At 32.1% G+C, this 24,372-nt stretch carries 14 protein-coding genes and 1 pseudogene; 14 read left to right on the top strand and 1 reads right to left on the bottom strand.

Going from position 1 to position 24,372, the window contains the following annotated elements; all coding sequences use genetic code 11:
• A partial coding sequence (locus JCM14822_RS09555; RefSeq protein ID WP_242861469.1) for a CAP domain-containing protein occupies nt 1-413 on the top strand: 413 nt, incomplete at its 5' end.
• A gap of 83 nt (nt 414-496) precedes the next feature.
• Nucleotides 497-1,108 (top strand): TetR/AcrR family transcriptional regulator, encoded by a 612-nt coding sequence (locus tag JCM14822_RS09550; protein ID WP_054741852.1) that lies wholly within the window; start codon nt 497-499, stop codon nt 1,106-1,108.
• A 255-nt stretch (nt 1,109-1,363) separates the two neighbouring features.
• On the opposite strand, the pseudogene JCM14822_RS09545 reads toward JCM14822_RS09550, so the two are convergent.
• Nucleotides 1,364-2,209: pseudogene (locus JCM14822_RS09545) on the bottom strand (IS110 family transposase); the annotation flags it as partial.
• 301 nt (nt 2,210-2,510) lie between these two features.
• Between JCM14822_RS09545 and JCM14822_RS09540 the strand changes: the two are divergent.
• From JCM14822_RS09540 to JCM14822_RS09485, 12 genes are all read left to right on the top strand, one after another.
• A complete protein-coding gene (locus JCM14822_RS09540; protein ID WP_054741854.1) occupies nt 2,511-4,259 on the top strand; it encodes an ABC transporter ATP-binding protein in 1,749 nt (582 codons plus the stop codon).
• Nucleotides 4,260-4,277: 18 nt separating this feature from the next.
• Nucleotides 4,278-6,032, top strand: coding sequence for an ABC transporter ATP-binding protein (locus JCM14822_RS09535; protein WP_054741848.1), 1,755 nt, complete (start codon nt 4,278-4,280; stop codon nt 6,030-6,032).
• 199 nt (nt 6,033-6,231) lie between these two features.
• Entirely contained in the window at nt 6,232-6,981 is a 750-nt protein-coding gene (locus tag JCM14822_RS09530) for a thioesterase II family protein (protein WP_054741846.1), read from the top strand.
• A gap of 126 nt (nt 6,982-7,107) precedes the next feature.
• Nucleotides 7,108-7,701: an MptD family putative ECF transporter S component gene (locus JCM14822_RS09525; RefSeq protein ID WP_054741844.1), complete on the top strand. Its 594-nt coding sequence runs from the start codon at nt 7,108-7,110 to the stop codon at nt 7,699-7,701.
• Nucleotides 7,698-8,372, top strand: coding sequence for an energy-coupling factor transporter transmembrane component T family protein (locus tag JCM14822_RS09520; RefSeq protein WP_054741842.1), 675 nt, complete (start codon nt 7,698-7,700; stop codon nt 8,370-8,372). Before JCM14822_RS09525 ends, JCM14822_RS09520 begins: the two co-directional genes overlap by 4 nt.
• 8 nt (nt 8,373-8,380) lie before the next feature.
• Entirely contained in the window at nt 8,381-9,688 is a 1,308-nt protein-coding gene (locus JCM14822_RS09515) for an ABC transporter ATP-binding protein (RefSeq protein WP_083461361.1), read from the top strand.
• Between the two features lie 94 nt (nt 9,689-9,782).
• A complete protein-coding gene (locus tag JCM14822_RS09510; protein ID WP_054741840.1) occupies nt 9,783-10,763 on the top strand; it encodes a saccharopine dehydrogenase NADP-binding domain-containing protein in 981 nt (326 codons plus the stop codon).
• A 122-nt stretch (nt 10,764-10,885) separates the two neighbouring features.
• Complete coding sequence (locus JCM14822_RS09505) at nt 10,886-14,212, top strand: non-ribosomal peptide synthetase (protein ID WP_054741838.1); 3,327 nt, start codon at nt 10,886-10,888, stop codon at nt 14,210-14,212.
• 34 nt (nt 14,213-14,246) lie between these two features.
• Nucleotides 14,247-15,023, top strand: a complete 777-nt coding sequence (locus tag JCM14822_RS09500; RefSeq protein ID WP_054741836.1) for a thioesterase II family protein — start codon at nt 14,247-14,249, stop codon at nt 15,021-15,023.
• Between the two features lie 15 nt (nt 15,024-15,038).
• Complete coding sequence (locus JCM14822_RS09495) at nt 15,039-16,616, top strand: (2,3-dihydroxybenzoyl)adenylate synthase (protein WP_054741835.1); 1,578 nt, start codon at nt 15,039-15,041, stop codon at nt 16,614-16,616.
• 51 nt (nt 16,617-16,667) lie between these two features.
• Complete coding sequence (locus JCM14822_RS09490; protein WP_054741833.1) at nt 16,668-19,640, top strand: non-ribosomal peptide synthetase; 2,973 nt, start codon at nt 16,668-16,670, stop codon at nt 19,638-19,640.
• Nucleotides 19,637-24,349, top strand: a complete 4,713-nt coding sequence (locus tag JCM14822_RS09485) for a non-ribosomal peptide synthetase (protein WP_054741831.1) — start codon at nt 19,637-19,639, stop codon at nt 24,347-24,349. Before JCM14822_RS09490 ends, JCM14822_RS09485 begins: the two co-directional genes overlap by 4 nt.
• Nucleotides 24,350-24,372 lie beyond the last annotated feature (23 nt).

The raw sequence follows: 24,372 nt of genomic DNA, 5'->3' as shown, positions 1-24,372 counted from the left end.
CAACAAAACCAGAAACAAGCGAGTCAGAGACAAATCAAGCAGCTTTTGAGAATGAGGTATTAAGACTTGTAAATATTGAACGTAGTAAACAAGGATTAAGTGCACTTCAAATGGATGAAAATGTAAGAAATGTAGCAAAAGTAAAAGCAACAGATATGTATAAAAATAAATACTTTAGTCATACAAGTCCAACATATGGATCACCATTTGATATGATGAAAAAATTCGGTATTACATATAAAGCAGCAGCTGAGAACATTGCGCAAGGGCAAATAACTCCAGCACAAGTAGTAAATACATGGATGAATAGTTCAGGACATAGAGCAAATATTTTAAACAGTAAATACACACATATTGGAATTGGTTATGAAGCTAACGGCAATAACTGGGTGCAAATGTTCATAAGTAAATAGAACTTTATAAGAGTTAATAAAAATATTTTTCTTTTTTTTAATATTAATGGTCTTATAATAGCTAACAGAAGTGAGGGAAAAATATGAGACTAATTAATGAAAAATTAAAAGAAGCTATACAGGAAGCTGGTAAACAGGAGTTTTTAGCACAAGGCTTTCAAAAAGCATCTATGAGAAATATTGCGAAAGCGGCAGGTGCAACTACTGGAGCTGTATATAAATACTTCCCAGATAAGGAAGCATTATTTAATTCTATAATAAGTGATGTAGCAAATATACTAGAAACTAAATACAAGGCTACACAAGAAGAATTCCGAGATTTAAATATAAATGATCAAGTTGAAAGATTAGATAAGATTATAACAGAGGATTGGATGATAGATTATATTTATGATCATTACGATGTGTTTAAATTAATTTATTGCTGTTCAGCTGGCACAAAATATGAAAATTATATTGATTGTTTAGTAGATATTGAGGTAAGTGCAAGCTTAGATTTAATTAAGAGATTACAAACAGAGGGCTATAAGATATTTAATATTGATGAGGAACTTATTCATATCGTAGCAAACACATTATTTGCTGGTATATTTGAAACGATAGTCCATGATATGCCTAGACATAAGGCAAAGGAGTATGTGAAAAGTTTATATATTTTTTATGAAGCAGGATGGTTTAGGTTATTAGGTATATAAATGAAAATTATTTTCAAAAAATATAACAGAATATATAGAAAATATTGACATGAGTTGAAATAAGTTTTAAAATAACGGTGTTATTAAATAACGATGTTATTTTAAGCTATGGAAAAGTCCGGAGCTTAATGCTTCGGACTTTTTCTATTTTTAACAGGAAAATAGGAGGAGAATTAGTGTGAAAAAGGAAACCTAGAAGTAGACATAGCAAACAAGCCCTTGAATAGCTCCAAGAAGCGACAAATAAGATATTAAATACAATTCATGATTAAAATCCTCTTCTTTAGAAAGCATATGGTAAATACAGATTAGCATGGTTCTGGCAATTGCGATTAGGGCACGCTTATGATCACGACGCCGTTTGATGCGTTCATATTTAATACGAAATGGACTATCTATCTTTAATAGCTGCAAGGGTACATTGAACAAGAATAGGTTTTAGATAAGAGCCAGCTTTACTGATACGTACACTTTTCTTTTTACCTGCACTTTCATTATTTTGGGGTGTAAGCCCAGCCTAGGAACATAAATGTTTAGAACTATCAAACTTAGACAAGAAATCATATGATTAATAATAGCAGCGCTAGATTTACCGAAAGTGTCAGAAACAACACTAGCAATCATGATATTAGAGATGGTTAAGGAGTTTTGAACTCTATTTTTTTCACTAGAACGCATACTAACAAGTTTACGTCTATAACGTATAACATCTTTAAGATCACGAATAGATTTAGGTTGAATCAAACTGCCATGCACAAGACCATGTTTATGAAGATTAGCAATCCAGATAGAATCTTTCTTGTCTGTTTTCTTACCAGGAATAGCTTTAATATATTTAGGATTAGCTAAAGTGATATGACAAGAAGTTTCGAGGACATTAAAAATAGGAATCCAATACTTACCAGTGGATTCCATGCAGACTTCAGAGCAGTTATTATCCTTAAGCCAAGAAACGAGGCTGAGTAAATCATCGGTAGAAGTAGAAAACTGCTTAGTTTGATAGGTTGTAACATTATTGGAGTTAGTAGTGGCAAGCGTAGCGACAACAAATTTTTTGTGAACGTCTATGCCACAACAGATAGGATATACAATTTTAAGCATTTAAACACTCCTTTAGGCAAAAAAATAAAGTAAACAATCATTGACTGAATACTTAATAATAAACAAGGTTTTGCTTATGCAAAGATTAGTGTACGTGCTCAATGGCACAATTATTTGTACTTGGATAAAGTATTCGGCACATGTTAAGATATGGGATTTCCCGTAGAGGAATCGTCAATTCTCCTCCCGTGCTCTGTAGTATAATTGTTTACCTACTAAAAGTATTGCCAAAGGTATAGGGGCTTAAATATTTTTCATGAATTTTTGTGCCTTGAGCACAGCGAAAGGAATGATAGTTAAGATGGAAGAAAAAAAGAAACAGTCACCTATTAATACAGCTTTAGGATGGGGGAAAGCGTATAAAGGACAATTTTTTTTATCTGTAGTATTTGCAGTAATAGGTGTAGCGGGAGGCGTTTTGCCTTACTTTTGTGGGGCGCAAATAGTAACGGGGTTACTAGATGGTAATGAAGAGATGGTGTTTTATAGTAAATGGTGTATGTATGCTTTAATAGGTTACGTTATTAGAATTGTATTTATATGTATTTCTACAAGTATATCACATAGGGCAACTTATAAAACATTAAGGGATTTAAGACTTAATTTAATTAATAAATTAACTAGACTTCCTATGGGGACAATTTTAGATACACCATCTGGGCAATATAAAACGATAATAGTAGATTGCGTAGAGGGGATGGAATCTACATTAGCCCATCTCCTTCCAGAGATGACAGCGAATATATTGGTACCAATTGTAATCATTATATATTTATTTGTTTTAGATTGGAGAATGGCCTTGGCTTCTATGATTACAGTAGTAATTGGTATGGGTGTTTTGATGATGGGGATGAAAGATTATCCAGCTAAGTATGAGAAAGCAGTTGAGCTTGGAAAGAAGATGGCAGATACAGTAATTGAATATATTAGTGGAATTGAAGTAATTAAAACATTTAATCAATCAGCAGGTTCTTATGGAAAATATAAAGATGCTGTTTCGGACAATGGTAATTATTATATAGAGTGGATGAGAGAAAATCAAAAGACCATGAGTATATATCAAGCATTATTACCATCTACTTTATTAGCAATTCTTCCAATTGGATTTTTATTTTGGATAAAAGGAAGTCTTGAAATAAATGAATTTATAACAATTATTATTTTATCATTAGCAGCTATGGGACCTATTATGGCAGCTTTTACATTTACGGATGATATTGCAGTATTAAGTACAAATATTGCAGAAATAGAGGGTATTTTACAAGCAAAGGAGCTTGTTCGTCCGAACAAAGAAGTTGGATTAGTTAATAATAGTATTCAAATGACACATGTTTCTTTTAGATATGATGCAGCAAAAGATTATGTTCTAAAAGATATTACATTAGAGATTAAACCCAATACTATGGCAGCTTTAGTAGGACCTTCTGGTTCAGGTAAATCAACTATTGCAAAATTAATTGCAGGTTTTTGGGATGCTACAACAGGAAGCATTAAGTTTGGTGGTGTAGATATTAAACAAATACCACTTACACAACTTAATAAACAAATTGCTTATGTTTCTCAAGATACTTATTTATTTGATAAGAGTATTCGCGAAAATATTAGAATGGGCAATCCGAATGCTTCAGATGAGCAAGTAGAAGAAGTTGCTAGAAAAGCAGGTTGTGATGAATTTATTCGTAAATTAGATAATAGATATGAAACATTAGTTGGTACAGCAGGAGGTCAATTATCTGGTGGGGAAAGGCAAAGAATTACTATAGCTAGAGCCATGCTTAAGGATGCACCTATTGTTATTCTTGATGAAGCAACGGCTGCAATGGATCCTGAAAATGAAGCGGAAATTCAAAGAGCAATATCAGCTCTTACTAAAAATAAGACACTTATTGTAATAGCACACCGTTTATCTACGATTACAGAGGCAGATCAAATTATTGTAGTTAATAAAGGTCATATTGTAGAAACAGGAACACAAGAAGAATTACTTAAAAATAGCGATTTATATGCTTCAATGTGGCATGCACATATTGATGCAAAAGATCAAGCATAATACAAGGGGGAAGAGGATATGCTTCATATATTTAGGAAGATTTTTAAATTTGCAGGTAGCCGCAAAAAGCTACTTGTACAATCTATAGGAATTAACTTTATTGGTGCTATATTTTCTGCTTTTCAATTTTGGGCATTGATGATTGTTTTACAAGGTTTATTAAGTGAGAATAAAGAGTTAAAAATAGCTTTATGTGCATTTTTAGTTATGTTAATTTCGGTAATAGGTAAATCTTGGGCCACTTATGGTTCAATTATTAAACAGACAGAAACAGGATACGGAATGGTTATTGAAAAAAGAATACATATTGGTGACCGGTTAAGATACATTCCAATGGGTTTTTTTAATAAAAATAGTTTAGGAAATATTACGGCTGTAGTTACAACATCTTTAGGAGATGTAGAAAATACAGCAGCACGTAGTTTAGCTATTATTTTAAGTGGTATTTTACAATCATTAGCATTTGCACTAGCTATACTTATGATAGATTTTAGAATTGGATGTATTGTGCTAGGTGGTATAATAATTTATTTAATTATGACGGAAGTGGCCCAAAGACAATCTACAAAACATTCAGTTTTACGTCAAATGGCTCAAGAAGATTTAGTTGAAGCCACACTGGAATATGTGCAAGGAATGAGTATCGTTAAATCTTTCAATTTAGAAAAACTGGGAAACCAAAAAATTAATGAGACAATTAAAGATAGCCATGATAAGAATGTAAAATTAACAATAAGTAGTGTTCCTTTAGATGCTATGAAACAGTTTATTGTACGCGGTACAAGTGTGTGGATTTTATATACAACAGTTACTTTATACTTACAAAATAATTTAGATTTAGTAACAGCTTTACTTTTTGTAGTAGCGGCTTTTATGGTATATAGTGATTTAGAATCAGCAGGAAATATGGCATCTATGCTGCAAATGTTAAATGACTCTATGAATAAAGCTAATGAAATTGATAGTACACCAATTATGGATCAAGATGGAAGACATATACCGCTTAATTCCGCTGATATTGAATTTAAAAATGTAGACTTTTCTTATGGAAAAGATAAGAATGGTAATAAACGTAAAATTTTAGATAACGTAAGTTTTACAATACCCAATAAGACGACTACAGCAATTATTGGGCCAAGTGGTAGTGGAAAATCAACATTATGTAGTTTAATTGCTCGTTTTTGGGATGTAAATAAGGGCAAAGTATTGATAGGAGGTAGAGATATTAGAGAATATACTTTGGATAGTCTTTTAAAGAATGTTAGTATGGTCTTTCAAAATGTGTATTTATTCCAGGATACAATTGAAAATAACATTAAATTTGGTAAACCAGAAGCAACACATGAAGAGGTAGTACGAATAGCTAAAGCAGCTTGTTGTCATGATTTTATTTCTAAATTACCAGATGGTTATAATACAGTATTAGGAGAAGGTGGGGGAACACTTTCAGGTGGAGAAAAACAAAGAATTTCTATTGCAAGAGCAATGCTTAAAGATGCAAATATAGTTATATTAGATGAGGCAACAGCTAATGTCGACCCTGAAAATGAAGCAGATTTACAAAAAGCAATTGAAGCATTAACACATGATAAGACAATTATTATGATTGCACACAGATTAAAAACAGTACGTCATGCAGATCAGATTTTAGTTTTAGATAAAGGGCACATTGTACAATCTGGAAAGCATGAAGAACTTATTAAAAAACCAGGAATATATGCTGATTTTATCAACATAAGAAAACAATCAATAGGTTGGAAATTACAGAAATAGCTTATTAACAAAATCCTAAAAACAGTACATAATGCAGTATGAGTTTTTGGAATTTTGTTTTATTTAAATAAATCTTATTGAAAATAATTATCAAAATATATTGAAATAATTAAAATAGTCTGATATAATCACACATGAAGAGTCAGTAATGCGCGTTAATGAGTTAAGCAAAAATATATGATAGTATGGAGCGTATGATATGAATGACATACAAAATAAAAAAGTATTTCCGTTTGAGAGTAAGATGAGCCGTGATATGGAAGCTATGAATGTGTTTTGTTTTCAGCATGCAGGAGGAAGTGCCTCAAGTTATAGAAAATGGACACTTGAAGTATTACCTGTAAAAATTATTTGTGTAGAATTGCCCGGGAGAGGAATGAGGCGAAGAGAGAAATTTATTGAAGACTTTGAAGAACTTACAGACCATTTAGCACAGGAAATTTATACAAAAAATAATGGTGCAAAATTTAGCCTGTTTGGACATAGTATGGGAGCAGCACTTGCTTTTAAGGTATGTTATAAATTAGAGAAGCAGTACGGCATAAGTCCAAGTAAACTTATTGTAGCTGGTAGGCAAGCGCCTCAAAAAGAGAATTTATTAGAATTTAAGAGTTATATGGGAGATGAGGCCTTAATAGCAGAACTAAAACGTTATCAACAAACCCCAGAAGAAATTTTTAATGATAATGATTTTCTAAATCATATATTGAAAGAAATTAGAAAGGATTATAGATTAAACGATAGTTTTTTGTATAATCAAGAAGTGATTAGTACACCAATTATTGCTCATGCAGCTACTAATGATGTGGAAGCTACAAAAGACATTATGAAGAATTGGGAGCAAGTAACTCAAGAAAGCTTTTCTCTAAGAGAATTTGAAGGGAATCATTTCTTTGTACTTGATGATCAGACGTATTTATCGTATTTAGTAAAAGATATCTTAGCATAGGAGGATTAGAAAATTATAAACTAACCTTAGTATACCAAGCTAGTGAGAATGAATTTCTAAATCATATAATATATAAATTCAAAAAGAGTATAAATAAAATGAAACAATAAGGAGGAAATAAATCATATGAGTAGAGAAGTAAGTACAAGATTAGGCATGAAAGATATTATAGTAGCATCTGTTTTAGGTGTTGTATGTATTGCAATAAGATTTTTATTTATGATATTAGGTGGCATTATACCAATGGCATGGTTTGCATCACATATGTTAGGAGCACTTGTAATGGGGCCTGTATTTATGCTAATTGTGACTAAAACAAAAACAACTGGACCTATTTTTATTATTAGTGTTATTACTGGAATTATCTTTATAACATCTTCAGTTTCAATTATTATTTCAGAAATTATAGGTGGAATTCTTGCGGAAGTTATGTTACGTATAGGTGGATTTCGTAAGAAGTTTTGGATTATGATGGGCTATATTTTCTTTTCATTTGGATTTATTGGAGACTTTTATCAACTTTGGTTTAATAAAGAGGCCTTCTTAGAGTATTCAGCAAAATTTATGAATCAAGACTATTTAAATGCATTAAGTAGTGTAGTATCTACTCAAAGTGCAGTATTAATTATTTTAAGTATTTTTGTAGGAGCTATTATAGGAGGTTTATTTGGTTTTAAACTTATGAGAAAACACTTTGTTAAAGTTGGCATTGCAAGATGAGTAATAAAAAAGATAGGACGTTAGATCCTAGAACAGGAATTATACTTATTATTCTATCAGTCTTTATTGTATTTGCTCATACGAGCCTTTATATTGAATGGATATTTGTAGGGAGTATTTTGGTGTTAATGTATGTCTTTGGCATTAAAAGTACAATGATGAAAATGTTAGGTATGTATTTATTACTAACATGTATCCAAGTTTTAGTCATTCCTAATGTCAATGTGACTATAGCAAGTATATTATCAGTGTTTATATATTTTAAGATGATTTTTCCATGTGGAGCTATGGCAGCTTTGTTTTGCAGCATAACATCAGTTAGAGCACTTTTAGAAGCTTTCCGTAGAATGCATATTCCTAATTCTGTTTCAATAGCTTTTGCAGTATCTATGCGTTATTTCCCTATACTTAAGGAAGAAGTATCAGCCATATGGCATGCTATGTGTTTAAGAAATATAAAGGGTGTAGAGCAGAAGATAGAGGGTATGTATGTGCCATTACTTATGAGTGCAGTAAAAACTGGTGAAGAATTAGCACAGTCAGCCATCATAAGAGGTGTTGAAAGTCCGGTTGCTAAAACATCATTATTTGAAATTAAGTTTCGAGTAAAAGATATGATAGCAATAATATACTTTGTGTTATTAGCTGTGATTGCATTCTTGGTGAGGTGAGTAGAGAAATGATTTATATGGATCATGTAACGTTTAGTTATGAAGGTAGTAAAAGAGCTAATTTACAAGACTGTAATCTAAGGATTGCAAAGGGAGAATTTGTTGTATTGTGTGGAAAAAGCGGTTGTGGAAAAACTACATTAACAAAATTAATTAATGGTTTAATACCTTCACAGGTACTAGGAAAATTAGAGGGAAAAGTTTATCTAAATGGAGAGGATATCTCTAAAAAACCGCTTTGGGAAATTTCAAAGGATGTAGGGTCTGTTTTTCAGAATCCAAAGACCCAATTTTTTAATTTAGATACAACAAGTGAAATGGTATTTGGACTCGAGAATAAAGGTGTTCCTAGAGAAAAAATTAGAGAACGTTTAGATGAGGTTATTAAGGCGTATAAATTAGAAAATTTAATAGGTAAAAGTGTATTTGAGCTTTCAGGTGGTGAAAAACAAAAGGTAGCTATTGCAGCAGCTTATATGGAAAATCCTGCTGTATATGTATTTGATGAGCCATCTGCTAATTTAGATCAAGATGAGATTATACGTTTAAGGGAGCTACTTGTAAAACTAAAGGAGCAAGGAAAGACCATTGTAATTGCAGAACATCGGGTATGGTATTTAGCTGATTTATTAGATTGTACTATTTTATTAGATGATGGAAAGATTATTAAACAGTGGAATGCACAGCAATTTCAAAATCTAACAGCCGAGGAATGTGAGACATGGGGAATTCGCAGCATAGAAAGCGTAGAACTTCATCAAAATGAAGAAGAGCAATATGGAGAAGGATTAGAGATAAAAGGCATCTCAATTCTTCGTGGAAGTCGTACTTTATGGGAAGGACTTTCATTTAAAGGTATTAGAGGAAGAGCTGTTGCTATTTTTGGGAAAAATGGTAGAGGTAAAACTACTTTAGCTCAGTGTTTATGCGGATTAAGAAAATATAAGTATGGTGAGATACTTTTAGATGGCAAAAAAATGACACCTAAGATGCTTCGTAAAAATAGTTTTCTAATTATGCAGGATGTGAATCATCAATTGTTTGCAGATAGTGTTTTAGCAGAAGCTTTAATTGGTAATGACGTTTCTAAGAAAGAAGCTATAGAAGGGCTTAAAACAATGCAACTAGATAAATTTTTAGATAAACACCCAATGGCTTTATCTGGTGGACAAAAGCAAAGGCTTGCTGTAGTAGATGGGGCATTATGTAAAAGGGAAATCATTGTTTTTGATGAACCAACTAGTGGACTGGATTTAGATAACATGAAATGTGTAGGGAGTTTGATACAAGTGTTATTAGAAAAAATAAGATTGTAATTATTATTACTCATGATATAGAGTTCATCAATTATCTAAATGCAGATGTAATTAAATTAAGCTGATAAATTTTAGATAAGTGGGAGGAAGCAAAGTGATTGGTGTGCTAGGTGGATATGGAAATATTGGAAAGGAGGTTGTTAAGTTATTAATTCATTTGGGTTATACGGATATAATGATTGGGAGTAGAACGCATCATACTTTTGAAGATGAAAGAGATCAAATACTTAATGAGGTTATTTGGGAAGAACTCAATATAAAAGATGAAGAAAGCCTATGCACATTTATGAGAAAGAACGAAGTGATTATTAATGCAGCAGGTCCATCTTCACAGTTATCTTTAATAGTGGCAAGGTGTGCAAAAAATATGGGGAACCATGTCATTGACTGTGGATTCCATGAAGAAATTAAAAATCTTAAGCAAGAAGAAATGGCACAAAGTGTCTTATACAATATGGGATCTGTACCTGGAGTATCTGAGATTCTGCCTTTAGTTTTTAAAAGGGATTTTAAAGAAATTCAAAGTTTTATACATTTTTATGGTGTAAGAGGTGCTTTTACAGAAAGTGCAGCAGCTGATTTTATAGAAGGGGTTATAAAGCATACAGGAAATACTGTTAGCAAAGTATTAGATAACACGCCAAGTATGAAAGATATTTTACCATTCTTTGAAGATGTAAGGCGTATGATCCCTTATATAAATGAGGATACAGTAAAAATAGAAGAAAAATTAAATTGTCATTTAGCACAATGGTATACCGTAATAAGTGGAGAAAATACAGTAGCTTTTTTTAAAGATATGCTTAGAGGGTATTTTGTGGATAAGAATAAATTGGCAGTACAACTTAGTTTAGCTAGTGAATTAGATATGATGGGAAAAAAAGAAAGTATTAAGTTTTTAATAGAGATGAACGGTATAAATCAGTTTGGTGAAGAAAAACATCAAATATATATTATAACGGCACCAAGCCAAAAGGTATTATCAGCAGCATTTATGGTAGCAATATATGAAAGTTTAAAAGAAGATTGTATTGAAAGTGGCGTTGGCAGTATGGAAAAAATTAAAGAGCTATAGTGGTATTTGAGAAGCTTATGAAATATGGAATAGTTGATTTAAAAGTTTTAGAAGATGCACAACTTTTGGAATCAGAAGAGGGGGTACTATAATCTTATAGAAATATTAAGAAGGAGAATATTATGGAAGAGATTTTGAATTATTTAGAAGATTTAGAGAATAAAGGTGTACGTTTAAATGAAGAAGAGGGTAAGCTTAAATATAATGCGCCCAAAGGTGTTGTTACTAAAGAAGATTTAGGATTTTTAAAGGCAAATAAAGAAAAAGTTATTGAAGTTTTAAGAAGTAAACAAACGCCAGTAACACTTGAAATTAATCAAGAGAAATGGTATGAGCCATTTCCACTTACAAGTATTCAAGAAGCGTATTTGTTAGGAAGAAGTAAGAATTATAATCTAGGTGGTGTATCCTGCCATATTTACTTAGAAGTAGCTTATGATAATTTAGATGATGAAAAGGTAGAAGATGTTTGGAATCAGCTAGTCTCAAGACATGGTATGCTGAGAACTATATTTAATCAAAAGGGCTATCAAAAAGAGTTAAAAGAAGTACACAGATTTAAGATTTTGAAAGCCAATGATTCCAAAACTAGAGATGAGATGCGTCAAAATTTATCAAATAAATCATACGAGGTGAATCAATGGCCATTATTTGATATAGGTATATCTCATACTGATGAGGGGCATATTTTACATTACTCTACAGAGTTTTTAATAGTAGACTGGACTAGTATTTGGCGACTTTTAGGGGAATTTGAAGCAATTTATTTTAGAAATCAGCGACTGCCAGAATTAACACTTCATTTTAGAGATTACGTCTTAGGTGAAAAGCAATTTAGAGTAGGTAGAAAATATGAAAATGATAAAGAATATTGGATGCAGAAAATACCTATGTTACCTGAGGCACCTAAAATGCCGAGAAAGGCTAATAATCAGGTCAAAGATAGCTTTAAACGTATGCAATTAGAAATTAGCCCAAGTAAATGGCAGCAATTAAAGGATAAGTGTAAAGCAGCAGGTGTTACGCCAACTAGTTTAATTTTAACAATCTATGCCAAGGTATTAGCGCGTTTTAGTGAAGAGGCAAATTTCTGTATTAATATGATTATGTTAAATCGTTTACCGTTACATGAAGAAGTTAATCAGATTGTAGGAGATTTTACTTCTAATACACTGATTCCAATCGATTTAAAAGTTGGATCTATATTAAAAGAAGAAATAGGAGAAATTAATCGTACTTTATTTGAGGCGCTAGATCATGGTATGTATTCAGGAGTAGAGATTCTAAGAGAATTATCAAGACAAAAAGGTAAAGAGGCAGCTTTTATGCCTGTAGTTTTTACAAGCGCTATTGGTAGTAGTAATCAAAATAATGAAATAATTGGAAGAATTAGGAATACTGGTATTAGTCAAACGCCACAAGTATTTATAGATTGCCAGGTAATGGATGGAGCCTTTGGATTAAGAATTAATTGGGATATAAGAGAAGGTGTATTCTTAGATGGTTATGCAGAAGATATGTTTGAGGTGTTTAAGAACTGTATTTTTAAAGTAGCAAAGGAAGAATGTAATTGGAATGAATCTTATGAAATAAAATTACCAAAGTGGCAACAGGAAGAAAGGAAAATAGCCAATAATACTAATAGTCACAAAGTGAATGAAACACTTCATGGCGCTGTTTTAAAGCAAGCTAGAAAAACACCTGAAGATATTGCAGTTATAGATAAAGCCTATGAATTTACTTATAGTGAGCTGATTGCAAGAAGTATGAAAGTAGCCAAGGTATTAAAAAATTTAGGGTGCAAAGCAGGTGAAAATGTAGGAATTATCATGCCTAAAAGTGCTTATCAAGTTGTAGCAGCTCTGGGTATATTGATTGCTGGTGGTGTCTATGTGCCAATCGATGATGGTATAGCTACTGTACGTAATGAAAAAATATTAGAACGTGCGAAAATAAATATTGTATTGGTGTGTAATGAAACAAATTATAATGTGGTGGGACGTGAAGTAGTAGTCGTAGATGAAATAAAAGATGAAACAGATAGCATGGAATTAATTGAAGAAGGAATGAGTATTAGTCAAGATCCTGAATTACCTGCCTATATTATTCATACATCTGGTTCAACAGGAGAGCCTAAAGGTGTTGTAATCAGTCATAAAGCAGCTCTTAATACGATTGAAGATATTAATAGACGTTTTAATGTAGGAACAGGAGATTGCACTTTTGGTTTATCACAACTTAATTTCGACCTATCTGTATATGATATCTTTGGGCTATTAAGTATAGGGGGAAGAGTAGTTTATCCAGATAAAGAAAAATATGCAGATGCTTCTTATTGGGTACAACTTATTAAAGAATATAATGTTTCAGTATGGAATAGTGTGCCATCACTTATGGTTATGTTACAAGAATACTTAGAAACAAAAAAAGAAGAAAAGTTAGAACAAATAAAAGTAGTTTTACTTTCTGGAGACTGGATTCCATTACACTTACCAGAAAAGTTGAAGACTTCTCTTCCTAATGCACAAGTGGTGAGTTTAGGTGGTGCTACGGAAGCTGGTATTTGGTCTATTTATCATAAATATCAGGGATTAGAAGCTGATTGGGTAAGTATTCCTTATGGAAAACCATTAGCAAATCAGCAATTCTATGTATTAAATAATCAATTTGAAGAGTGTCCAATAGGCCTTAAAGGAGAGCTTTATATTGCAGGAGATGGTTTAGCACTTGAATATTATAATGATGAAATACGTACTAAAGAACGTTTCTTTGTAGTACCTTCTCTAGGCAAACGCGTTTATCGTACAGGGGATATGGGTAGATATATGAAAGGTGGAGAAATAGAGTTCTTAGGCAGAGAAGATAAGCAAGTTAAAATATTGGGTTTCCGTATTGAATTAGGAGAAATTGAAGCAGCATTGAAACAATATGAAGATGTAGAAAATGCAGTTGTTATTACAAAGAACTTTAGAAATAGCACGAAGATTATGGCGGCTGTATGGAGCCAAAGAGGCGTTATAAATGAAGATGAAATTAAAGAGTTTATAAAAGAAAAATTACCTTCTTATATGATGCCTTATCACGTATTTACATTACAAGAAGTTCCACTTACAGCTAATGGTAAGGTAGATCGAAAAGCCATTGAAAAATGTATTGATAAATGTATTGAAAATATTTTTGTAGAACAGGAAACAGTAGAAGAAGTAGTAAAGGATACATATACACAAGAAATTGAAAAGGTTGTTTGTAACGTATTAGGTATTGAAAGTATAGGTATAAAAGATGACTTTTATGTAGTAGGTGCAGATTCACTTATGATGAACAGGATAGCAGCAAATTTAACAGAAGTTTATGGTGAAAAATATGATTTTGAAGAGATATTAATACAGGTATTAAATTATTCAAATGTAGAAGCTGTTAGCAAATTTATAAAAGAAAAGTTAGCCTAAAGTGTTTAGAGTGTTTAAATGAAGGAGGATTATAATGGGTGAAATAATTAAAAGTAAGTGGATTACACATGATGTACAAAATAAAAATGCAGAAATTAATTTTATATGCTTTCCTTATGCAGGGGGAAGCCCTAGTTTATTTGCACCTTGGAAAAGTGAAATACCTGAAACAATTAACTTTTTTCCTATACTTTATCCACAAAGAGAACTTAGAAAAAATGATCCAATGCCTGAAAATGTAGATATTTTAGTAAGTAATTTTGTAGAAGAAAATATAGAGTTATTTAGTAAAGATTTTATCTTGTTTGGACATTGTACGGGAACATTAATAGCATATAAAGTTTTATTAGAAGTAAGGACACGTTTAGGCAAAGAGCCAATTGCTTTTATTGCATCGGGATCAGAATCACCTCGTTATGTTATGACTAGAGAAAGAGAAATGGGGAAAGAAGCTTTAGAAGATAAAATGCTTATAAAGCGTATGGTGGAATATGAATTAGTAGATGAAAAAACAGCTATGGGACCAATTTTTAGTAAGTACTACTTACCTATTTATAGAGCAGACCTAAGTATGCTATCTACTTATGAATATGAAGCAGAAGAAGTTTTAAAATGCCCTATTTATGTACTTTGGGGAAATACAGATTTAACACTTAGAGATAGTGCTTTAAAAGATTGGAAACAGTTTTCTAATGAGCAAGTTACGTTTAAACAATTTACAGGTAAACATTTTTATTTTGCTCAAGATAAAAAGCCATTGTTAGATTATTTAAACAATATTTTGGGAAGTATGCAGGTCGTTGCAGTGTAATAAGGAGAGAGAATAGTGAAAAGTAGAGTTTATGATATACCACAAATTACTTTTGGTGAGAAGTTATCAAATCTTGCAAAATTATATGCAGATAAAATTGCGATTATAGAGAAAGGTAAAAAATATACCTATAGTGAGTTAGAAGAAAAAGTAGAAAGACTTGCAAGTGGTTATAGAGAAATTGGTATCAAAAGAGATGACCATGTCTTAATACAACTACCTAATACAGCAGGTTGCATTTTTACAATTTTTGCATTAGCTAAGATTGGTGCAGTGCCTATTATGGGGTTACCTTCTCAACGTGAGGGAGATTTTAAAAGTATCATTGAATTAACTAAGCCAACAACCTATATTGCAGCAGAAAATCATTTGGGATTTAACTATGTAGAATTTGGAAGTAAATTACAAGAGAAATATCCTTTCATTAAAAATTTAGTTTTTGATGGCATAAGTGAAAAACATTATACAATTAATGCACTATGTAATATACAGGCGAAGCAAGTTACAGAAACTATAAATCCGCAATCTATTGTATTTTTATTACTTTCTGGTGGTACAACAAATACGCCGAAATTAATTCCTAGAACACATGCAGATTATTTATATAATGCCGAAAAGGCAGCTTTACGTTGCGGAATGGATAAGGATACTATTTATTTAACTTCATTGCCAATCGAACATAATTTTACACTTGGGAATGCAGGCATTATGGGAACATTTTTATCTGGAGGTAGTGTTGTTTTAAGTAAAACAAGTAGCCCGGATGAGTTATTAGAACTAATTGCTAAAGAAAAGGTAACTCATACAGGCATGGTACCTGCTGTAGCAAGCTTATGTATGGATATGCTTGAATGGTGGGATGAAGGTGATATATCTTCTTGGAAGGTTCTACAGGTGGGAGGATCTGTATTAGAAGAGAGTGTAGCAAAACGTATTATGGAGACTTTGCCATGTAAGTTACAACAAACATTTGGAGTAGCTGAAGGGTTAGTTTGTATGACAAAATTAGATGATAAAGATGAGGTTATTTTAAAATGCCAAGGGAAACCAGCTTCTGAACTGGATGAAATATGCATTGTAGATGAGAATGGGAATTGTTTGAAAAACGGAGAGTATGGAGAACTTTTGACAAGAGGGCCTTATACTATTCATGGTTATTACGCAGCAGAAGAGGTTAATAAAAGAAGTTTTACAGAAGATGGATTTTATCGTACAGGGGATAAAGCAACTATTTTATCAGATGGTAATCTGGTTGTTACAGGGAGAATAACAGAACAAATTAATCGTGGTGGCGAAAAAATTATGCCAATCGAGATAGAAACTTATTTATGTAAACATCCTCAGATTAAGGAAGCTTATGTAGTAGGTATTCCAGATGAAATGTATGGTAATGCTGTGTGTGGATTTGTTTTAACAGAGGATGATGAAACACTTGAATTAGTTAGTGTTAATGCATTTTTAAATGAGATGGGGATTGCTGAATATAAACGTTTAGATCACCTTATGATGGTCGAAGGTTTCCCATTAACAAATGTAGGCAAGGTAAATAAAAAACAATTAGTCAAACTAGCTATCGAGATGATTAAAAATTAATTGATATTAAAGAAGGGAGCGGGAGGGATTTAAGCCCTCCCCTATAGATATATGTTTGAATATGAGGAAACAAGAAAACAAGTTGAAAGTTTACTTCAAGTAAAACTAGGAGAAATGGAAGATGATGATAATCTTATAGAATTTGGGATTAATTCATTAAAGATTATGCGCTTAGTAAATATATGGCGTAAAAAAGGCGCAAAAGTAACTTTTGCTAAATTAATTTCAAATCCTACATTCAGTGAATGGTGGAAGATGATATCAGAAGTTAATATAGGGGGAAAAGAAAATAAGATATTACCATTACCACAACAAATAGGAGAAAAACAGTACCCTTTAACAGATGTACAATATGCCTATTGGATTGGACGTAGAGAAGGGCAAGTACTTGGAAATATTGGATGTCATGCTTATTTAGAAATAGATACACAAGATATTCAGCTTGATCAATTGCAGCGTGCATGGCAGCAATTAATTAAGCAGCATCCGGCACTTCGTACACGTTTTACAGAAGAAGGAAAGCAAGAAGTATTACAAGAGGCACCTTTTAAGCATATCGTATATCATGATATGAAATCGTATAGTAAGGCAGAAATTGAAAAGAGCCTTAATGAACTTCGCAGTTACCTTTCTCATCGTAAGTTACGTATAGAAGAAGGGGAAAATGCAGGTTTAAACATTTCACTTTTACCAGGGGAAAAAGCTAGAATTCATTTTGATGTAGATTTATTAGCTGCAGATGTACAAAGTTTTCAAGTCATACTACGTGATCTTGCAAGACTCTATAATGGTGAAACATTAAAGGCAAATCCTAATTGGAGCTTTGGAGAATACTTAGAGATAGTTGAAAAGCAAACAGTTAAGGCAAGAGAAGAAGCAAAAAGATTTTGGAAAGAAAAGATTCCAGATATGCCAATAGGTCCTAAATTACCTTTACAAAAGGCACCAGAAGAAATTAAAAATACAACTTTTACAACGCGTAAAGCTGAATTTTCTAAAGTGCAATGGGAAGCTATTAAGCAAAAGGCAGCTAAATATCAAATAACACCAGCCATGATATTTTTAACTGTATATAGTGAAGTATTAGAAAGATGGAGTGAAACTTCAAGATTTTTAGTGAACTTACCAATTTTTAATCGTCATACAGAGTTTGAAGGGATTGAAGATGTAGTTGCAGATTTTTCAAATATTTTATTACTAGATGTAGATTGTAGCAAAAAGCAAACCTTTGTGGAGAGAGCAAAGGAACTTCAAAAATCGTTCCATAATGATATGGGACATATAGCGTATTCTGGTGTAGAGGTTACGAGAGAATTGGCTAGATATTATCCAGAAGAAAAATGCATTGCTCCTGTAGTTTTTGCTTGTAATTTAGGTGAACCTTTGTTAGATGATAATTTCCATAAAACTTTTGGAAAACTTAACTTTATGTTATCTCAAACACCACAAGTTTGGATAGATTTTCAAATGTTTAATTATAATGAAGGACTTTATATTAAATGGGATGCAGTAGAAGAACTATTTTATGAGGGTATGCTAGATGAAATGTTTAAAAGCTGCTGCGAATATATTGGGAAACTTAGTGAAATAGAATCTGATTGGAATCAAGTATTTTCTATTGATTGTTTAAGTAAAGAAGTAAGTGATAGAAATGAAAAGTTCAACGTAGAAGAAACAACTGAGCTTACATCTATGTTGGAAGGATTTGTGAATTATGCAAAACAAAATCCTAATAAAAAGGCTATTATTCAAGGTGATACAAATGAAACAATTACCTATGGAGAACTTCTAGAAGAAGTTTTAAAGACAGGTGCCTATTTACAAAATGTTGGCGTAAAGCCAGGGGATGTTATTGCACTTAGTATGGAAAGAGGAATTAAGCAAATTACGGGAGCATTAGGGATATTAGCAGCAGGCGGATGTTATACACCAATAGGGCTTTCACAACCTGAGAAAAGAAGAAAGGCTATGTGTTATAGAGCCAATGCACAATTCGTGTTAACTAATATAGTTTCTAAAAAATCTTTAATAGAAGTAGAAGGTGTAACCATACTTATATTAGAAGAAAAAGACAAATTTATGCCTCTTAAAGAAATTGTAAAACAAGAAGCAAATGCAAGTAGTTATATTATCTTTACATCTGGTTCAACAGGAGAACCTAAAGGGGTTGAGATTAGTCATGAAGGTGCCCTTAATACGATAGAAATCATTAATAAGAAGTGTCAAGTTACAGATCAAGATACAGTGCTTGCTGTTTCATCAATGGAATTTGATTTATCTGTTTATGATATATTTGGGATGTTAAATGCAGGTGGCAGGATTGTGTGTATTCCAGAAGCAGAAAGAAGAAATGCAGACTTTTGGGTAAGTATGATCAAGAAGCATCATGTAACAGTGTGGAATAGTGTGCCTATTTTATTTGATATGTTATTAGTAGCAGCACAAAGTAATGCTACTAAGCTTGAGGAGTTACGTTGGGTATTTCTTTCAGGAGATTGGATTGGGTTAACGCTACCAGAACGTATGAAAAAACAGGCACCTTATAGCAAGATGTTAGCAATGGGAGGAGCAACTGAGGCTTCTATTTGGTCAAATTATTTTGAAGTGGAATTACCATTAGACAGTGAATGGAAGTCTATACCATATGGTTATCCGCTTGCAAATCAAAAATATATTATTATGGATCAATCAATGCGCCCTTGCCCATCATGGAAACCAGGAGAATTATGGATTGGTGGAAAAGGAGTTGCTTTATCTTATATTAATGACCTGGAATTAACAAATCAAAAGTTTGTAATGTATGAAGGGGAAAGATGGTATAGAACGGGCGACTTAGGACGCTACTGGAAAGATGGCAAAATTGAATTTTTAGGTAGAATGGATTTCCAAGTGAAAATTCGTGGTCATCGTATAGAGCTAGGAGAAATAGAAAATGCCCTTTTAGAACATGAAGGGATTGAAGAAGTAGTAGTAGTTGCAAAACAAATGCTTCAGGCCAAAAAGAATTACTTGCCTTTATTGTGACAAGTCATAAAGACATTGAGGTAAGTGAATTAAAAACATATTTAACAGGTAAAATACCTGAATATATGGTACCAAAACATTATGTAAATCTACTAACTTTACCAATTAGCCGTAATGGTAAAGTTGATCGCAAAAAGCTTCTACAAATGAGCATGTCATATGAAATCATAGTAGAAGAGTTAAAACATAAGCCTGAAACAAAATTAGAGAAAAAGCTTGCAGAAGTTTGGAAGCTGCTTTTAAATCAAGAAGAAGTCTTTATAGAAGACTCATACTTTGAATTAGGTGGAAACTCTTTAATTGCCACTAAACTTTCAGCTGCAATTCGTCAAACATTCAATGTGAAATTCATGATTGAAGATGTATTTGATTGTGTTACATTTACAGAGCAAGCACAAAGAATTGAAGAATTACTACAATTACAAGATGAAGATCAACTAGTGAAAAATACAGAAAACCAAATTATTGTAATGGATAAGGAAGGACGTTATAAACCATTTCCAATGACAGAAATTCAAAAGGCTTATTGGATTGGGAGAAAAGGTATTTATGATTTAGGAGAAGTATCTACACATTATTATTTTGAAATTGAAAATGAAGGTTTTAATATTACTAAATTTAATAGAGCATTAGATGCCTTTTTACGTAGCCATGATATGATGCATGCGGTTACTTTAGAAGATGGAGAAAATCAAATTGTACTTGAAGAAGTACCACCATATGCTTTAATGCAATATGATTTAGAAAATTTATCAGATGAAGAAGCAAATGAGAAGATTAAAGCTATTAGAGAAGAACTTACTCATCGTGTGTTTAAACCAGAAGAGTGGCCTTTGTTTGATATACGCGTGACGAAGTTATCAGAAGACCGCACAAGGCTTCATCTTTGTTTTGATAATATTATTTTTGATGGATATAGTATTTTCTTCTTCTTTAATGAAGTAAATCGTATGTATGAAGAAAATCAGTATGAAGTTAAAGAACCGGTTATTACTTTTAGAGATTACATTTTAGCGGTAGAAAAACTAAAGGAAAGTGCTGCATTTAAAGAAGACAAAAAGTACTGGATGGACCGTTTATATACATTACCACCAGCACCAGAACTTACAATTCAAGAAGCACAGCAACATACTTTTAAGCATTTAGAACATCGCATGTCAAAAGATAAATGGGAAAAGCTTCAAAAGTATCTTAGCTTAAAAGGTATTACACCATCTGTATTTTTAATTACAGCTTATGGAGAAATTTTAGCAACTTGGAGTAGACGTCAAAAGTTTACTTTGAACTTAACACGTTTCAATCGTATGGCATTACACCCTAGCATTAATGAAGTAGTGGGTGATTTCACATCTCTTACGTTACTTGAAATGGATATGCAAAGTGGTAATAATTGCACATTCTTAGAGCGTTGTAAGGCTATTCAAAAACAACTTTTATCAGATCTTCAGCATCCATTATTCTGTGGGGTACAAATGCAACGTGAACTTGGGAAAGTACAATCAAGCAGGCAAGGTGTATTAATGCCAGTTGTCTTTACAAGTTCACTTGGACTGCAAATAAATGAAGCAAAGAGTAAAAACTGGTTTGAAAATCGTGTGTTTAGTAGCTCAGAAACACCACAAGTATGGCTTGACCATCAAGTCACAGAAGAAAATGGTACATTAGTTTTAATATGGGATTATGTTAAAGAAATCTTCCCCAAAAATATGATTGATAAAATGTTTAAAGCTTATATTAGACTTTTAGATACATTAGCTGAAGAGTTCAATTACTTTAATGAAGTAGATAGTCATATGGTAGCATTACCTGAAATTGAAAAATTTGAAGCAGAGAATCAGTTAAATAGACCACTTCTTAAAGAAACACTTAATAGGCTTGTGAAAAGACAGCTGAAAGCTACGCCAGATAATATTGCTGTGATACATAATGATAAGAGTTTAACATATGGAGAACTGAATGAGGCTGTTAATAAAGTAGCAAATGCTATTTTGAAAGAAGAAAAGAAAAAATTAATTGGAATCTTTATGGAAAAGGGGATAGAACAAGTTGTTGCAGTCTTAGGAATTATGTGTAGTGGAGCTGGATATTTACCACTTGATCCACATCATCCAGCTGAAAGAATCAATAATTTATTAAAAGAAGCTGGCGTTGACATGATTTTGACTCAAAGCTGGATGAATAAAGAACAAGTTACAGCTAAGAGCTGGATTAATGTAGATGAAGTTATGAAAGAAGAGTACATAAGTGATATGCATTTATTTCAAGAAATAGAAGTAAAACCAGAAGATACGGCTTATGTTATTTATACTTCTGGATCGACAGGTAAGCCAAAGGGTGTAGCTATTTCTCATGAAAGTGCGGTTAATACAATTATAGATATTAATAAACGATTTAATGTAGGGGAAAAAGACCGCTGTATTGCTCTTTCTAACTTGAATTTCGACCTTTCAGTATATGATATTTTTGGACTTTTATCAGTGGGTGGTGCCATTGTAATACCACAGCAAAAAGAATTAAAAAATCCAGCTCATTGGTTAGAACTTTTAAAAGAACATAGTGTGAGTGTTTGGAATACTGTACCTACATTTATGAATATGTTAACGGAATATATGGGTAACCAAGGAAGTTATGAAATGCTTCGACTAGTCATGTTAAGTGGAGACTGGATTCCAATGAGCTTACCAGAAGAGGTAAAAGTAATTTTCCCAAACAGTAAGTTTATAAGTTTAGGCGGAGCAACTGAAGCATCTATTTGGTCTAACTATTACATTGTAGAAGAAATGAAAGATGAATGGAGAAGTATTCCATATGGCAAGCCGCTTACAAATCAAACATTACTTATATATAATGATCGCATGCAGCCTTGCCCAATTGGCATTTGTGGAGAACTTTATATAGGTGGTTTAGGAGTAGCTCAAGGTTATTGGTATGATGAAGATCGTACAAATGAACGTTTTATTATTCATCCTATTACAAAGGAAAGAGTTTATAAAACAGGTGACTTAGCATGTTATATGGAAGATGGAAATATTGAGTTCTTAGGACGTGAAGATCATCAAGTCAAGATTCGAGGATTCCGCATTGAATTAGGTGAAATTGAAAATGCCATTAATCAATCAGAAGAAGTAAAAGAATCTATTGTAATAGTAGAAAAAGAGCAACAACAACTCATTGCCTTTATGACACCAGCCAATATAGAAAATGAATATACACATGAAGCACTTAGATTAGAAGGTAATAAGGTGATTGCCCATATTAAGGCAGAAATGATAAAGAAAGAGAATAAACAAAAAACAGCTAGACTTATGAAAGAAATCAATCAAGTAAGTGCTTATGGGGCAGTTAATTTATTAAAGACATTAAACATAAATGAAAGCATGGATGGTATAGATAAACGCTATATAGCTTTAGTAGAACAATGGTTTAAGCAATTAGAAAAATTAAATATAGATGTAAAAGAATTAAAACAGTTTACACTACAAAACTATCAAGATTTATCTCAAGAAGCACAAGATTTAGTAGCATATTATAAGGATACCCAAACTATTTATGAAGCTATTCTAAAAGGAGAAAGAGACGTTATCTCTTTATTCCTAGATGAAAATTTTGCACAGTCTTTAAGTAAACTTGATTTTTATAATAATATAAATAGCTATTACTATAATGTGCTTATAGAACTTTTAGATAGATATTGTAGTGTAGAAAAAGCAAATCAAACAGTGAAAGTATTAGAATTAGGAACACGTTTTGGAAGCTTACTAGAGCATATTCAAAAGGCGAATTTAAATAAAAGCTGGGATTACACATATAGTGATGAATCTAAATATTTCTTAAAAAATAAAGAAGAACAATACAAAAATATTAATTTTAAAGTATTTGATATGAATAAGCCTGTAGAGGGGCAAGATATTTCAGGAGAAAAATATGATGTCATTTTAGCTGACAATAGCCTGCATAGAGCTAAAAATATTGATGTAGTATTAGAAAATGTAAAGCAACTTTTATCACCTGAAGGCGTTCTGTTATTTGTAGAAAATACAACAATGAATTGCTTTGATTTAAATGTAGCAGGGTTATATGAATATGGATTTAGCCAATATGAAGATGATCGTAAAGAAAAGCAAATGCCATTTTATAATTGCGCAAGTTGGACTAAAAAATTAGAGCAAAATAACATGGAAACTATAGCTATATTTGGGGCTGAAGAAAATCTGGATGAAGTCTATAATAGATGTTTATATGTGGTGAAATCAAAACAAAATACAAAAGCCATTCATCTTGAAGCATTAACAAAATTAATTACAGCAAGTCTTCCAGATTATATGGTCCCAAAGCGTTATGTGGTATTATCGAAATTACCAATTACGCCTAATGGAAAAATAGATCGTAAACGTCTTATGAGTTACGTAGCAAATAGTGAAGAAGCAAATCAAAAAGAAGTTGTAAAACCTATTAATGAGATGGAAGAATTTATTCTTAAATTATGGCAAGATATTTTACAACTTGAAACAATTAGTACAGAGGATAATTTCTTTGAAATTGGTGGGGATTCATTATTGGCGATACAATGTATGAATAGATTAGTTAAAAAATATATGGTGGATATATCTTTACAAGAAATATTTACAGTAAGTTCCATTCATAGTTTGGCAGGTATTATTTTAGAAAAACTAGCACTTACTGAAGATATGGATGAAGGTGAAATCTAAGTTTGTTAAAAGATTAATATTTA

Source organism: Cellulosilyticum ruminicola JCM 14822 (assembly GCF_001311925.1).
GTDB classification, from domain to species: Bacteria; Bacillota; Clostridia; order Lachnospirales; family Cellulosilyticaceae; genus Cellulosilyticum; species Cellulosilyticum ruminicola.
This window is presented reverse-complemented; position numbering and strand designations above follow the sequence as displayed.